This is a genomic window from Pandoraea vervacti, from assembly GCF_000934605.2.
Taxonomy (GTDB): domain Bacteria; phylum Pseudomonadota; class Gammaproteobacteria; order Burkholderiales; family Burkholderiaceae; genus Pandoraea; species Pandoraea vervacti.
Genome location: NZ_CP010897.2, coordinates 682,076 through 696,548, shown reverse-complemented (window position 1 = coordinate 696,548; position 14,473 = coordinate 682,076). Strand labels below are relative to the sequence as shown.

Here is a 14,473-nt window from a genome sequence, read left to right as displayed (position 1 = left end):
GACGTCACTCCCCCTGAACGGCTTCGAACGGTTCCGACAACGCGCGGTTGTTCAGTCCCGGATGCTTCAGACGCACGAAATACTCGGCTCTCTCGCTCGGCCCCTGCTTCATGAGCTTGAGCATGTAGTACACCCCCATGCCGAACACGAGGAAATACACGACGACGAGGATCAGCAGCGACACGCCGACTTGCTGCGCGCTCACCGGCGAGACGGATTGCGTCGTGCGCAGCACGCCGTAGACGGTCCACGGCTGACGTCCGACTTCCGTCGTGATCCATCCGGCGAGCAATGCGATCAGCCCGGAAGGCCCCATGCACAGCACCATCCACTGATACCAGCGGGTCTCGTAGAACTTTCCGCGAATGCGCAGCCAGACGCCGAGGAGCGCCGTGAGCAGCATGAGCATGCCGAGGCCGGCCATGATGCGGAACGTCCAGAAGATGACCGGCGAATACGGCCGGTCCTGCGGGGCGAATTCCTTGAGACCCCGGATTTCGCCGTCCCACGAGTGCGTGAGGATCAGGCTGCCCAGATGCGGCACCTTGACGGCGTAACGCGTCACTTCCGCGTCCATGTCGGGCAGGCCGAACAGGTTGAGCGCGGTGCCGCCCTTCTCCGTTTCCCAGAGCCCTTCGATGGCCGCGATTTTGGCGGGCTGGTATTCGCGTGTATTCAGGCCGTGCGCGTCGCCCACGACAATCTGAATCGGCGCGAGCGCCAGCAGTATCCAAAGTGCCATCGAAAAGCTGCGCTTGACGGGCTTGTCGCGACGCCCCTTGAGCAAGTGCCATGCCCCACACGCCGCGACGATGAACGCCGCCACGATGAACGCCGCGATGGTCATGTGAGCCAGCCGATAGGGGAACGACGGATTGAACACCACCTTGAACCAGTCGACCGGCACGATGCGCCCGGCTTCGATGGCATAGCCCTGCGGCGTTTGCATGAAGCTGTTCGACGAGAGAATCCAGAACGTCGAGATGAGCGTGCCCACGGCGACCATCAGCGTGGCGAAGAAATGCGCACGCTCGCTCACACGCTCCCATCCGAAGAGCATGATGCCGAGGAACCCCGCTTCGAGGAAGAACGCGGTGAGCACTTCGTAAGTCAGGAGCGGCCCCGTGATGTTGCCCGCCACGTGTGAGAAGCCGGCCCAATTGGTGCCGAACTCATACGCCATGACGACACCGGATACGACCCCCATGCCGAAGCCGATGGCGAAGATCTTCGACCAGAAGAGAAACATGTCCTTGTAGGCTTCGTCGCCGGTGGCCAGCCAGCGCCATTCGAGCACCGCGAGAAAGCTCGCCAGACCGATGCTGATCGCGGGAAAAACAATGTGAAACGAGACCGTGAATGCGAACTGCAATCGGGCCAGTTGTAGGGCATCTAACATGTCCATGAGCGTTCTCTGAAGTGAGGCAACGGCCGGGCGCAGGCGACACCGCGCCGCACCCGTTCGCTCACGGGTGGTGCGATGGCTCGGCGGCGCCGGGCGGTTGGATGAGCGCTACGCCGCGCGCGGGCCGATCCCGGCGTCCGTGTGCGGCACTCGGGGTCAGCAGGTCATGACGCGGCCGGTGTTGCAGCAGGTGTCGCAGCGGGTTCGACGCGCTGCGCGCTGCGCAGGACACGAACGGGAATCGACTTGTATGACGGCGTTCCGCTGTCCTCGTCGATGTAGTCGAGCGGCACCAGCACATTGGCTTCGGGATAGTAGGCGGCGACCGAGCCTGGCGCAATGTTGTACTCGATCACCGTGATGCCCGTGAGCCGGAGTGCCCGGCCGGACGAGATCGTCTCGATGTCGACGAGATCGCCGTGTTCCAGCCCGTGCGCGGCCAGATCGTTCGGGTGCATGAACAACACGTCACGACGGCCGAACACGCCGCGATAACGGTCGTCCAGCGCATAGATCGTGGTGTTGTACTGATCGTGGCTGCGGATCGTGATCAGACGCAGCACGTCGTCCGCCCACGGTTCGTAGTTCTCTCGTACGCCCTTGAACACCGAGAAGATCGCCTTGCCCGACGGGGTATCCCATTTACGCTCGGTCGGCGGCAGCGGCATGCGAAAGCCGCCGGGCACACGAATGCGCGTGTTGTAGTCGTCGAAGCCGGGCACCGTGCGCTCGATGAGATCGCGAATGCGGTCGTAATCGCCGACAAGCGACTGCCAGTCGACTTTGCTCGCCGGCAGCGTCGCCTGCGCCATGCCCGCCACGATGGCCGGCTCTGAGCGCAGATGCTCCGAGGCCGGTTTGAGCCGGCCGGCAGACGCGTGCACCATCGACATCGAATCTTCGACGGTGATCGATTGGGGGCCGCCGGCCTGCACATCGAGCTCGGTACGGCCGAGCACCGGCAAGATGAACGTTTCCTTCGCCACGAGCAGGTGCGTGCGATTGAGTTTCGTGCCCAGATGCACGCTCAGATCCAGCGTTTTCATGGCGGGAAAGCACAAGTCCGGATCCGGCAACGCCACCGCGAAGTTGCCGCCCAGACAGATGAGCGCCTTGGACGATCCGTCGACCATGGCCTGCATCGCCTTGACGGCGTCGTGACCGTGCCCATGCGGCGGCTTGAAGCCGAAGACGTTTTCAATGCGCTGGAGGAAGTCCTCTGACGGTTTCTCCGTGATCCCCACTGTTCGGTTGCCTTGCACGTTCGAGTGGCCGCGCAACGGGCAGATGCCTGCACCGGGTTTTCCGAAGTTGCCACGCATGAGCAGCAGATCGGCGATGAGGCGCACGTTGGCCGTACCGGTGTTGTGCTGGGTGATGCCCATGCCATACGTCACGATCGTGGCGTTCGACTTGGCGTAGGCGACGGCGACCTGCTCCAGTTCGTCGCGCGTCAGACCGCTTTCCTTTTCGATGTCGGCCCACGACGTTGCTTCGAGGTCGGCGGCGAGCGCGTCGAACCCCTCGGTGTGGGTGGCGATGAAATCGCGGTCGAGCACATTGCCCTGCGTGGCTTCGAGCGCGAGCAACGCCTTCATGATCCCCTTGAGCGCCGCCGCGTCGCCTCCTGCTTTGACCTGGAAGTAGGTCGACGCGATCTTCGTGGAACTGTACGTCGCCATCTCGATGATGTTCTGCGGGTCGGCGAAACGCTCCAGCGCCCGCTCGCGCAACGGATTGAAGACGATGATCGGCACGTTGCGACGCGCGACTTCGTGCAGCGTGCCCATCATTCGCGGATGGTTCGTGCCCGGGTTGTGGCCGATCGAGATGATGAGTTCCGTCTCGTCGAAGTCATCCAGCGAGACGGTGCCCTTGCCGATGCCGATCGACATCGGCAGTCCGACGCTCGTCGGCTCGTGACACATGTTCGAGCAGTCGGGGAAGTTGTTCGTGCCGTACTCGCGGGCGAACAACTGGAAGAGGTACGCGGCTTCGTTCGAGGCGCGCCCCGACGTGTAGAACTCGACCTTGTCCGGCGAATCGTAGCTGCGCAGGATCTCGCCGATGCGCGCGAACGCGGCGTCCCACGCCACCGGCACGAACTTGTCGGTGGCGGCGTCGTAGGCCATCGGGTGGGTCAGGCGGCCAAAGTCTTCGAGTTCATAGTCGGACATGGCGAGCAGCGACGACACCGTGTGCTGCGCGAAGAATTCCGGCGTGACGCGCTTGGTCGTGGCTTCCCATGTCACGGCCTTGGCGCCGTTCTCGCAAAATTGGAACGTCGAGCGATGCTCCTTGTCGGGCCACGCGCATCCCGGGCAGTCGAAGCCCGTGGGCTGATTGGTACGCATCAGCACGATGGGCGCCTCGAAGCTCTCCATCTGCTGGCGCACGGCGGTAGCGGTGGCGCGCAGTGCGCCCCATCCGCCTGCGGGTCCGTCGTAGGGGCGAATGCCCGGTACTTCGCGTCGCTTGCTCATTTTTTCACTCCGTGCACCGGTCAGGATGCTGCGTTGCTTTGGGGGCTACGACCGCCATGCGGCCGCGGATTGTCGTGCCATTCGACTATAGGGATTTGTGGGCGGCGCGAAGCATGCAGTTCAGCGATTCGGCAAAGAGTACAGTTGCGATCCCGACGGGCGCGATCGGCGCTACGGTTCCGGTTCATTCTATTTTTAATGCCGGAACGTCGGAACCTCGGTTCGCCCGATAACATTTATCGGCATTGCCGTACCCGGGTGTCGATTTCCCGCCGGCGCCGATAAAAAAGCCCCGGAGGCGAGGCCCCCGGGGCTTTGTCCGAGCCGTAGGTGGAAGGCTGCGCTTTGCGCTCACGCCTCCTGATATTGTGCGTGCCGATTCCGCTCGATCACGCGAAGCAGATCGCGAACGCCGTCAATGACGAAGTTCAGCGTTGCCTCATTCATGAGTCGTGTCGCGGAGACTTGCTCGGACGCTCCGCCGATCACGATTTGCGCGCGAGGCACGAGCTGAGCGCCGACGGCAATCAACGTTTCATTCAACTGCGCCTGTGCGCGCACCCCGCCGGTAAAAGCAGGCGACGCCGACAGTGACAGTACCGGTTTGCCGGCAAGGCAGGACTGCCCTTGGGGCCGGGAAGCCCAATCCAGTGCGTTCTTCAGTACGCCCGGCAGGCCATGGTTGTATTCCGGTGTCGAGATAATCACGCCATCTGCGAAACGAATCGAGTCTCTGAGCGCCTGCACGGCTGGCGGCGGCACCTCCAAATCCAGATCTTCGTTGTACAAGGGCACGTCCGTCAGAACGATCACGTCGATAACCGCGTGCGCGTTGAGCAAATCCGAATCCGCCACGGTCTCGAGAATTTTGGTATTGACCGACGCTTTGCGGAGGCTGCCGGAAATCGCCAGAAGTTTAACGAGGGGGGGAGCAAGTTCAGCCATGGATTGAGTCCTCTGATAAGCGCAAGGCGCGTCTGCCACATCCGCACGGGGAACCTATGCGAGCAACCCGCCACGGCTTCCCGCAGCTTCGAGCATGTGATCAATGAAGGTTCTGAGTCGGCTGTTCATGAATCTGCGCGTCGGATACACCAAACTCTGGATGGCCGAACGATCTAGGAGTTCTGCCTCAGACATCAACTCGACGAGTTGCCCGCTTTGCAGGTCGTCCTCAACGAAAAGCCTGGGGATCAATGCGAACCCCATGCTGTTCACGAGTGCCTGCCGCAGCAGCCAGGGACTTGGGGTAAGGAATACGGGTTTGACCCGGATACGCTCGGTCGCCCCCGCGAGTCGAAATGCCAATTCGACATTCGTGGCGTTGGAGCCTGTCTCTTCGGACAAAAACCGATAGTTGAGAAGATCGCCAGGCACCCTGGCTAGCCCGGCCGATTTCACGTACTTTGCCGACGCAACCAAGATCCGGTCATACGTGGCGAGGGGTCGCTGAATCAGATTTTCCGACGTGATCGTGTGGTCAACTAGAATTCCCACGTCGTACCCTTCCGACACCAGATTCACCGGTCGATCCACGGTGGCGACCTGAAGCACCACTTCCGGATACTTGTCCTGATAGCTCTTGAGCCAGGGCGCGAGACCGGCCAGTCCGAAACCTGCTGACGCCACGACCCGCAGCAAACCGTTCAGGCCCGCGCGAGACTCGATCAACGAGTTTTCGAGCTCATCGAGTTGCCCCAACATGGACATGGCGCCATCCACATATTGCTTGCCCGCCTCCGTCAAGGTGACGGAACGTGTCGTTCGGTGAAGCAATCGCGTACCGAGTTGCGATTCGAGGTTCGCGATGGCGCGCGTCACCACCGGCACGCTCAGGTGCAGCTGGTCTGCCGCTTTCGTAAAACTTTCCGTTTCTGCGATCCTGACCAGGATGCGCATCGCAAGCATCTTGTCCATCCAATTGAGCCCATGTCGGCTCTCACGAGCCTGGTTCGTTCGCAACGGGTGCACGCCTATTTTGCGGCCTGCGCCGGAGGAGAACCGCACCTCCACCGGTTCATGGGATTGGATTCTATTCTGCCGAGGGGCAAATCGCTCCTCGTTTTACGTGAAAAAGACTTAACCGGTATTTGGTAGGAATCCGGCGTTGCGACGAACGACCGGATACGCCCGGATGCACGCGCGGGTCGGCCAATAGGCGTTTGGCCGACCCGCGCGATTAAAACGTTTCACCCATCAATACAAGGTCGCCAAATCGGCCGGTTTGAAGCCTGCAAGCGGCCCGCGCTCGCGCAACTTGTGTACCCACGCCGGGTCGCTCAGCAAGGCGCGCCCCACCGCGACCAGATCGAACTCACGGCGCTCCAGCCGCTGAATCAGGTTGACCAGACTCGCGGGCTGCGACGTCTCGCCACCGAACGCCCCCAGAAAATCTCCCGACAGCCCGACCGACCCCACGGTAATCGTGGCGGCTCCGGTCAGCTTTTTGGCCCAACCGGCGAAGTTGAGGCCGCCCGCACCATCGATCTCGGGAAATTCGGCGTCCCAGAAACGTCGCTGGGAGCAATGCAGAATGTCGACGCCGGCCTCCACGAGCGGCACCAGCCACTCGGCCATGGCATCGGGAGACTCCGCCAGCCGTACGGCGTAATCTTGCTGTTTCCACTGGCTCAGGCGCATGACGATGGGCATCTCCTCGCCCACCGCACGCCGGACCGCGCGAACCACCTCGACGGCAAAGCGTGAACGCGCCTTGAGCGTGGCGCCGCCATACTGATCGGTGCGCCGATTGGTGGCGCCCCAGAAGAACTGGTCGATCAAGTAGCCATGCGCGCCGTGAATTTCAACGACATCGAACCCAAGTCGGCGCGCATCGGCCGCCGCACGCGCGAAGGCCGCGATGGTGTCGGCAATCGCCTCCTCTGTCATTGCGACGCCCCGGGTCCGAGTCGCATCGATCAGGCCCGACGGGCTCTCGATGCCTGAGGCCGGCACCCAGTCGGTCATGGGGCTCCGGACCGATCCGACATGCCAGATCTGCGGCCCCATGGCACCGCCCGCCGCATGAACACCGTCGATGACGCGTTGCCATCCGGCCAGGGCGGCATCGCCGTGAAAATGCGGGATGTTGGGGTCATTGCTCGAGGCGGGACGATCGATCACGGTGCCTTCGGACAGAATCAGTCCGACGCCGTGGCTCGCCCGGCGGCGGTAGTACTCGGCCACGTCTGCGCCGGGTACGCCTTCGGGCGAAAACGAGCGCGTCATGGGCGCCATCACCACACGATTGCGGAGCTTCAGGGATTTGAGTTCGAACGGCTGGAACAGGGCGTCGAGCAAAATTTCTGTCATCACGTCTCTCCAAAAAGGTTGACGCGACCCATAGTATATTTTCTATACTTAATTTCAATTACGCACTTTAGATAGACCAGGTATATCGGAGGAAACCGTGATGCCAATACATGAGCCGCAACGATTTGCCGTGGATTGTCCGAGTCGAATTCTGTTCGATCAGATTGCAGACAAATGGTCGATGATGGTCTTGACGGTGCTTGACGCGCAGCCGCTTCGTTTCAATGAAATCAGACGGCGACTGGAAGGGGTTTCGCAGAAGGCTTTGACGGAATGTTTGCGCCGTCTGGAGCGCAATGGGCTGCTGACTCGACATGTCTTGGCGACGTCGCCCGTTTCCGTGGAGTACGAGATCAGTGCGCTCGGTCGCAAGCTTCAGAAGCCATTCAAGGCGCTGTATGCCTGGACGGTGGAGTACCTGGATGAAGTGGAGACCGCACGCCGGGCGTACGACGAACGCACAACATCGGCAAATGACGCCCGACGTGAACGGCAACCGGGATGAGACAGGCACGCACACACGTGCCTTCGAACGACTAAAAGGCGCTCCAATCGCCGTCTGCCGTCGCCGGCACGGGCTCGCGGCGCGCCGGCTTCCGTTTGGGGGCAGGCGCACGCACCATCGACAGGGAAGGCCTCGAAGGCGCCGTGCGCGGGGCGGTGGCGCCCGCACCCATCGGCTCCGTCACCGCGTCGTCCGCGCGCGCCACCGCACCGATGTTGAATACCGACACGAGTTCGCGCAACTCCTTGGCCTGGGCGGACAGCGACTGCGCCGCCGCCGATGCTTCCTCCACGAGCGCCGCGTTCTGCTGCGTGACCTCATCCATCTGCGTAACGGCCTGATTGACCTGCTCGATGCCGGTGCGCTGTTCGCCCGACGCCGCCGAAATCTCGTTCATCAGATCGGCAACTCGCTTGACCGACTGAACGATTTCGCCCATGGTGCGCCCCGCATCGTCCACGAGCGTCGTGCCGTTGTTGACTCGCTCTACCGACACGGTAATGAGCTCCTTGATCTCGCGTGCCGCAGTCGCGCTGCGCTGCGCGAGCGTGCGGACTTCGCCCGCCACCACGGCGAAACCACGACCCTGTTCGCCTGCGCGTGCCGCTTCGACCGCGGCATTCAGGGCGAGAATATTCGTCTGGAATGCAATGCCCTCGATGACGGAAATGATCTGCGCGACCTGCTCGGAGCTGTTGGCAATCTCGCGCATGGTGTCAACCACGCGGCTCACCACCTCGCCGCCTCGCGTCGCCGTTTGCGAGGCCAGGTCGGCGAGCGAGTTGCCTTGCGTCGCGTTGTCGGCGTTCTGCTTTACGGTGACCGTAAGCTGTTCCATGCTCGCCGCCGTTTCCTCCAGTGAGGCGGCCTGCTCCTCGGTCCGCTGGCTCAGATCCGTGTTGCCCGCCGCGATCTGCGCCGATGCCGTTGCAATGCCCTCGCTACCGGTGCGCACCCGACCCACGAGATCGACCAGACGCTCGTTCATGTGACGCAGCGCCCCAAGTAACTGGCTCGCCTCGTCGTTGCCGTGCACTTCGATACGCGTGCTCAGATCGCCGCGTGCGACCGTCTCGGCCACCTGCACCGCGCGTGCAATGGGCCGCGTGATCGAGCGGGTAGTCACCAACGCGATTGCCACGCCAAGCGCAATGGCAACGGCAATGAGGCCGACCGCCCAGGCAAACGCCGTCTGGTAAGCGACCTTCGCCGCTGCGACTTCCGCCGACGAACCCTCGCGATTGAGCGCGACATCCTGATTAATGACGTCCAACACCGACTGAAACGATTGCGTCGATGCCGTTGACGCCGACGCGCGCGCGTCGATGGCGCCGCCGTCGGCCGAATTGGCGAGTTCCTCCGCCTTCGTATCCTCCTCGCGATATTTCGCCCAGGCGGTGCTGATCGATTCGAATATCCGACGCTCTTCAGTCGACGAGACGAGCTTCGAATACGCGTCGAGCGTCTTGGCAAACTGGCCGATCATTTGCGTGTGACGCTCGCGCAGCGATGCTCGCTCGGCGGGATCGGTCGCAAGCAGCATGCGCAGCGAGGTGCCCCGCACTTCCTGAGCGGCATCGCGCAGGTCGCCTAGCGTCTCGACGCTTGGCAACCAGTTCGTGCCGATGACTTGCGTTCCCTCGAAGATGCGCGTTGCCTGAAGCAGTCCGATGCCGCCGATGGCGCCGAGCAGAAGCAACACAATGGCAAAGCCCGCGCCGAGACGCGTGCCGATCCTGATTCTGGTAAGGAATGACATAGGGACTCCGTAAGGCGGGATCGCCTGTTGGGCGATCATGGGTTGCGGCGCAATAAGCCCGAATAGGGCGGAATAAGCCGAATTGAGCCGGATTCAAGCCGAATAAGCCTGAACAAGGCGGAATGACGACATCGCCATCTTTAAAATTAGGAGTACTTATTTATACAGCGAGTTAAATTTCGTCACCCGTGCTTGTCACCCTTGCCTTACGTCTTCCCTGCGCCCCCGCCGCACATTCCCTTGTTATGGTGAGAATGCCTTCGGGGCGCTGGTTCAGACTATCCGAACCGGCCGCAACCGGGGTTCCTTTCGCGCCTGAAGGGGGAATGCCATGCGGGTTTCTAAACCGGACGCGCATCGATCAGGATCGCAGCAAGCAGGCACGGCTCGTTGCCACGCACGCTCCAGCTGTGCACCGTTCCGCGCTGCACGAACACATCGCCGGGTTTGAGCAGGACTTCGCCAGTGTCGAGGATGGCGTAGATCTCACCCTTCACGACGACCAGATAGTCGATCGTATCGGTCTTGTGCATCATCGGATCGCCCGATGCCCGCTGATGAGCGCTCGGCGCGCCGATCGACAGAAATGCCTTCTCGGCGTCCGAGTTACCGCGCCATGCACTGTCCGGCGGGAACTCCACCATCCGAAAGATCGAGCCGTTGGCCGGAGGCTCCAATCTCACCGGACGCGCGGCGGCGTCGACGTCCGCGCTGTTGTCGACGGGCGACGTGTCGGTTTCCCACAAATCGGTCAGCAACAGTCCCGGCATGGATTCCATTTCCTTGACGGTCGTCGCGTAGCCGTCAAATAGCACGGTCGAACGCCCCCGGGCGTCGTGCCCACTGACGACGCGGCGTATTTTCGAACTCATCGTTGCTCCTCTCTCCTCTGTCGCCGGACATACCCGCCGGCCGGGCATCGAGCCTGGCGATTGGATAGCCCCGACATTGCGCCCGACAACGGTGATTTTCCGCGATTTGAACAAGTGACCAACTAGGTTTACCACGTATACAAATATATTAACTATTTGTAAAATTTCCGCGGTACGATCAACGTTCTGCGACGACGGCTTATCCACGGAGCAATACATGAATGCAGATAGCGCGAAGCTGGCGGCTGGCGAGCGACGAACCACTAGAGCACGCATCATCGCGGCGGCCGAGCCTCTTTTCGCGCAACTGAGCTACGACGGCGTATCGCTGCGGAATATCGCCCAGCATGCCGGTGTACCTGTGGGACTCGTGAGTTACCACTTCGGCGGCAAGCTCGGGGTGTATCAAGCGATCTTCGAACTGCGCACGCCGGCGATGGTCGAGCAGCGCAAGGCCGGGCTGGCATTAGCCACGATGGAGGAGAACCTCGAGCGTCGACTGGAAATGATTCTCAAAGCCCTGATGCTGCCGATGCTGAATTTGCGCGCGACCGGAAACGAAACCCATTTCGGAATCATCGCGGCGCGTGAGATCAACGACCCCGGCGCGGCCGAGCGGGGGATCGTCCAAAAAATGCTCGATCCGCTCGCCATCGCATTTGTCGAGCAGTTGCGCATCGCTTTGCCGGACCGCAGCGAGGCCGAGATCCACTGGCTTTTCCAATCCGCGCTGGGCGTCATGGTCTACGTCATGGTGGACGTGGGTCGCATCAGTCGATTGAGCGCGGGCAAGGCAGACCCCGACGACGTCGATTCGACGTTGCGTCATTTGCTGTCGCTTTTGCTGAACGGCGTTACACGGAAGTGAACGAAGTGCAATAAGGAGAACGCAATGCGATTGGTATCCTATCGCCTCGGCGAGCGCGGCATCATGAGAGCCGGTGCGCTGGTCGACGACGGCGCAACGATCATCGACCTGAGCGTGGCCAGTGCGTATGCAAGCCCCAGACGCGGGGACGCCGATCCGCGCTTCGACAGCGTGCTCGCAATGATCCAGGGAGGCGACGCAGCACTTGAACTGGCGTACACGCTCATCCGAAGTGCTCCCGCCAGCGCCCGCATTCCGCGCGCCGACGCGATTCTGGATGCCCCGGTTCAGCCCCCCGTACAGATGCGGGATTGCCTGTGCTTCGAAGGCCATTTGGTCCAGGCATTCCGCAATGCCCGGAGGCTGCGTGCGCAGCAGTTTCCCGACCCCGAAGCGAAGTTCGCCGAGTTGGAGCGCGAAGGCATTCTGGCCGTTCCCAAGACGTTCTACGAGCAGCCCATCTACTACAAGGCCAACCGGTTCGCCGTGATTGGCACCGACCACGATGTTCGCTGGCCCGCTTACAGCAATGTTCTGGACTTCGAACTGGAGTTCGGCTTCTTCATCGGCAAGCAAGCCACCGACGTGTCGAAAGAAGACGCGCGCAGCTACATATACGGCTACACGATCTTCAACGACATGACCGCCCGTGATGCACAGACTGCCGAAATGGGCGGCCAACTGGGTCCGGCAAAGGGCAAGGATTTCGACACGGCAAACCCGATGGGACCTTGCCTCGTTACTGCCGACGAACTCACCGATCCCTATAACCTGACGATGATCGCGCGCGTCAACGGCGAAGAGTGGACACGCGCCCGATCGAACACGATGTATTGGAAGTTCGAAGACCTGATCGCGCATATCTCGCGCAGCGAAACGCTTTACCCGGGCGAATTCATCGGGTCGGGCACCGTCGAAGGCGGCTGCGGACTTGAGCTGATGCGGTTCCTCTCTCCGGGCGATACCGTCGAACTGGAGGTGGAGGGAATCGGCGTACTGAGGAATCGCGTGGTGCGTTGATCTAGCGCCCGCTGCCGGTCACGACGATCAGCACTTCTGCGTCTGTCCCCACGCTACGGATACGGTGCTTCACATGACCGGGGAATTCCGCGAAGTCGCCTTCACGCAGGAGGATCGACTGGTCGCCCAGTTCGATCTCGATGGCGCCGCTCAGGACGAAAAAGATTTCGTCGCCCTTGTGAAATGCGGCTTCGCTGACATGCGCGTCGGCGGGCAGACGGAGCACCAGCGCGGTCGGCCCATCGGCATCGCTGCCTGCTTCGCCGCTCGCGCGACTCAACGCCGCATAGCGGTAATCGGCGCCGCTCTGTTTGCGGTAGTGACGCTCCCCGGCGCGCACGACATGCACCATCCCCCTGTCTACCTGCTCGCCTAACAGCGATGCGGCGGAAGTCCCCAGCGCCTGCGCGATGCGTAGCAGTGCCGCCAGCGACACCGTCTTCTCTCCGCGCTCGAAACGCGACAGATGGCCTTTGCTCAGTCCGGCATCGAGGGCGAGCGCATCGAGCGTCATGCCGCGGCGCTGCCGCAATACCCGAACCAATTCTCCCGGATGGTCGTTTTGCGCCTCGTGGGCGGGCGTCTCCTCACGTGAGGGCTGTGAGGGCTCATATCGGCGCCGTGTCTCGCCGGTCGCGCGCTTGCGCGCCGGCTGCCGTGGCTTCTGGGTTGACAAAGTTGTCTCTCAATAAACGTAGGTTGTCCACACCGTGGAACGAGGTCCGTCCACGTAAACACCTATTTTGAACGGGATGCGCAAACGATTCTAAACGACTAGACTTCGAGCCAAAGGACAACAAAGTTGTCCCGAAGACAACCAACGACAACACGACCTGCGCAGGACCACCGAAACAGCGGCAACCGACGGGCGTAAACGCAATACAAGCGCCCCACGGACCGGACATTTCACTCGACAGGGACATCAAATGACCACGGTAAAGCACGACGCGCCGGTCATGGCGCATGGCAGCCCCACGGTGGACCGCCGCATGGCACGGGTCGCGTTCGCGTCCATGGCGGGCACGGCCATCGAAGCGTTCGACTTTCTCGCCTACGGCACGGCGGCCGCGCTCGTCTTCAATAAACTGTTCTTTCCAAGCCTGGACTCTGCCACGGGCACGCTGGCGGCCTTCGGCGCGTTCGCCTCGGGGCTCTTCGCGAGGCCGCTCGGCGGCATCCTTTTCGGTCACTTCGGCGATCGCGTCGGCCGCAAGTCCATCCTGATTGCAAGCCTCGTGCTCATGGGGTTGTGCACTACGCTCATTGGCCTGCTGCCAACGTACGACGACATCGGCATCTGGGCCGCCGTGCTGCTCGTGGCGTTGCGTATCGGACAGGGCGTGTCGTTCGGCGGCGAGATGGGCGGCGCCGTGCTCATGGCCGTGGAGCATGCGCCGCCGAAGTCGAAATCGTTCTACGGCAGCTTGCCGCAAGCGGGCGCGCCGATCGGCATCCTGCTGTCGACAGGCGCCTTCGCTCTGGTCAACCTGTTGCCAAACGAGACCTTCCTGCAATGGGGCTGGCGCATCCCGTTCCTGGCCAGCGCCGCGCTCATCGTCATCGGCGTGTTCATTCGCATGAAGGTCGAAGAGTCGCCTGACTTCACGGCGGTACAGGCGCAGCGCAAAGTGTCGCGGTTGCCGGTGCGCGACGTGCTCGTGCATCACTGGAAGCCGCTCCTGCTCGCGATCGGCGGCAAGCTTGCCGAGGTCACGCTCGTCTACACCATCATCGTGTTCTCCATCTCGTATGCCACGGGAAATCTCGGCTTCTCGCGCGCTGATGCGCTGAACGCGGTGATGATTGGCTCCGTGTGTCAGATCGTGACGATTCCGTTGTTCGGCTGGCTTGGCGATCGTGTCGGCGCACGACGCCTCTACATCGCGGGCACGCTGCTGCTCACCGTCATGGCCGTGCCGCTGTTCCACGCGATGGGCACCGGCTCGCTGCCGATTTACACCGCGGCGGCCGTCGTCGCGCTGGCGCTGAACTACGCCATGATTTTCGGGCCGCAATCGAGCCTCTATGCCGCGCAATTCCCGCCGGAGCTGCGTTACTCGGGCATTTCGATTGGCATTCAGGTGGCGGCGGCCATCGGCGGCGGACTCGCCCCGCTCATCGCTGCCACGCTGGTGGCGCGACTTGGCGGCATCGGCTCGGTCGGTATTTACCTGAGCGTACTGGGCCTGATCGGTGCAGTGAGCGCGTGGGGCATGAAGCCGACGGCGTCGGACTGAAGCGCCCGGAGC

At 62.2% G+C, this 14,473-nt stretch carries 12 protein-coding genes; 4 read left to right on the top strand and 8 right to left on the bottom strand.

Annotation, left to right across the window (positions count from 1 at the left end):
* Nucleotides 1-4 precede the first annotated feature (4 nt).
* From UC34_RS03160 to UC34_RS03140, 5 genes are all read right to left on the bottom strand, one after another.
* Nucleotides 5-1,405, bottom strand: a complete 1,401-nt coding sequence (locus UC34_RS03160; RefSeq protein WP_044453901.1) for a cytochrome ubiquinol oxidase subunit I — start codon at nucleotides 1,403-1,405, stop codon at nucleotides 5-7.
* Between the two features lie 164 nt (nucleotides 1,406-1,569).
* Nucleotides 1,570-3,888, bottom strand: a complete 2,319-nt coding sequence (locus tag UC34_RS03155) for an FdhF/YdeP family oxidoreductase (RefSeq protein WP_044453899.1) — start codon at nucleotides 3,886-3,888, stop codon at nucleotides 1,570-1,572.
* A gap of 351 nt (nucleotides 3,889-4,239) precedes the next feature.
* Nucleotides 4,240-4,872, bottom strand: coding sequence for an NADPH-dependent FMN reductase (locus UC34_RS03150; protein WP_237165222.1), 633 nt, complete (start codon nucleotides 4,870-4,872; stop codon nucleotides 4,240-4,242).
* Between the two features lie 15 nt (nucleotides 4,873-4,887).
* On the bottom strand, nucleotides 4,888-5,805 hold the full coding sequence (locus UC34_RS03145) for a LysR family transcriptional regulator (RefSeq protein ID WP_052810878.1): 918 nt from the start codon (nucleotides 5,803-5,805) through the stop codon (nucleotides 4,888-4,890).
* 279 nt (nucleotides 5,806-6,084) lie between these two features.
* Nucleotides 6,085-7,200, bottom strand: a complete 1,116-nt coding sequence (locus UC34_RS03140; protein ID WP_044453895.1) for an NADH:flavin oxidoreductase — start codon at nucleotides 7,198-7,200, stop codon at nucleotides 6,085-6,087.
* A gap of 100 nt (nucleotides 7,201-7,300) precedes the next feature.
* Between UC34_RS03140 and UC34_RS03135 the strand changes: the two genes are divergently transcribed.
* On the top strand, nucleotides 7,301-7,705 hold the full coding sequence (locus UC34_RS03135) for a winged helix-turn-helix transcriptional regulator (protein WP_044453893.1): 405 nt from the start codon (nucleotides 7,301-7,303) through the stop codon (nucleotides 7,703-7,705).
* Between the two features lie 31 nt (nucleotides 7,706-7,736).
* On the opposite strand, the gene UC34_RS03130 is transcribed toward UC34_RS03135, so the two are convergent.
* Nucleotides 7,737-9,464 carry a methyl-accepting chemotaxis protein gene (locus UC34_RS03130; protein WP_044453891.1) on the bottom strand — a complete coding sequence of 576 codons (1,728 nt, stop codon included), beginning with the start codon at nucleotides 9,462-9,464 and terminating at the stop codon, nucleotides 7,737-7,739.
* A gap of 341 nt (nucleotides 9,465-9,805) precedes the next feature.
* Entirely contained in the window at nucleotides 9,806-10,336 is a 531-nt protein-coding gene (locus UC34_RS03125; protein WP_044453889.1) for a cupin domain-containing protein, read from the bottom strand.
* A gap of 217 nt (nucleotides 10,337-10,553) precedes the next feature.
* On the opposite strand from UC34_RS03125, the gene UC34_RS03120 reads away from it, so the two are divergent.
* On the top strand, nucleotides 10,554-11,204 hold the full coding sequence (locus tag UC34_RS03120; RefSeq protein ID WP_044453887.1) for a TetR/AcrR family transcriptional regulator: 651 nt from the start codon (nucleotides 10,554-10,556) through the stop codon (nucleotides 11,202-11,204).
* Nucleotides 11,205-11,228: 24 nt separating this feature from the next.
* Complete coding sequence (locus UC34_RS03115) at nucleotides 11,229-12,224, top strand: fumarylacetoacetate hydrolase family protein (protein ID WP_044453886.1); 996 nt, start codon at nucleotides 11,229-11,231, stop codon at nucleotides 12,222-12,224.
* A 1-nt stretch (nucleotide 12,225) separates the two neighbouring features.
* Here the strand turns inward: UC34_RS03115 and UC34_RS03110 are convergent, their stop codons facing one another.
* On the bottom strand, nucleotides 12,226-12,900 hold the full coding sequence (locus tag UC34_RS03110; RefSeq protein ID WP_157122990.1) for a helix-turn-helix domain-containing protein: 675 nt from the start codon (nucleotides 12,898-12,900) through the stop codon (nucleotides 12,226-12,228).
* Between the two features lie 250 nt (nucleotides 12,901-13,150).
* Here UC34_RS03110 and UC34_RS03105 point away from each other — a divergent pair, with 250 nt between their 5' ends.
* Nucleotides 13,151-14,461, top strand: a complete 1,311-nt coding sequence (locus UC34_RS03105; RefSeq protein WP_237165221.1) for an MFS transporter — start codon at nucleotides 13,151-13,153, stop codon at nucleotides 14,459-14,461.
* Nucleotides 14,462-14,473 lie beyond the last annotated feature (12 nt).

What these genes read in the sequence shown, in the direction of transcription:
- UC34_RS03160 (WP_044453901.1), bottom strand. Translation starts at nt 1,405, where the DNA reads ATGGACATGTTAGATGCCCTACAACTGGCCCGATTGCAGTTCGCATTC.
- UC34_RS03155 (WP_044453899.1), bottom strand. Translation starts at nt 3,888, where the DNA reads ATGAGCAAGCGACGCGAAGTACCGGGCATTCGCCCCTACGACGGACCC.
- UC34_RS03145 (WP_052810878.1), bottom strand. Translation starts at nt 5,805, where the DNA reads ATGGACAAGATGCTTGCGATGCGCATCCTGGTCAGGATCGCAGAAACG.
- UC34_RS03140 (WP_044453895.1), bottom strand. Translation starts at nt 7,200, where the DNA reads ATGACAGAAATTTTGCTCGACGCCCTGTTCCAGCCGTTCGAACTCAAA.
- UC34_RS03135 (WP_044453893.1), top strand. Translation starts at nt 7,301, where the DNA reads ATGCCAATACATGAGCCGCAACGATTTGCCGTGGATTGTCCGAGTCGA.
- UC34_RS03130 (WP_044453891.1), bottom strand. Translation starts at nt 9,464, where the DNA reads ATGTCATTCCTTACCAGAATCAGGATCGGCACGCGTCTCGGCGCGGGC.
- UC34_RS03125 (WP_044453889.1), bottom strand. Translation starts at nt 10,336, where the DNA reads ATGAGTTCGAAAATACGCCGCGTCGTCAGTGGGCACGACGCCCGGGGG.
- UC34_RS03120 (WP_044453887.1), top strand. Translation starts at nt 10,554, where the DNA reads ATGAATGCAGATAGCGCGAAGCTGGCGGCTGGCGAGCGACGAACCACT.
- UC34_RS03115 (WP_044453886.1), top strand. Translation starts at nt 11,229, where the DNA reads ATGCGATTGGTATCCTATCGCCTCGGCGAGCGCGGCATCATGAGAGCC.
- UC34_RS03105 (WP_237165221.1), top strand. Translation starts at nt 13,151, where the DNA reads ATGACCACGGTAAAGCACGACGCGCCGGTCATGGCGCATGGCAGCCCC.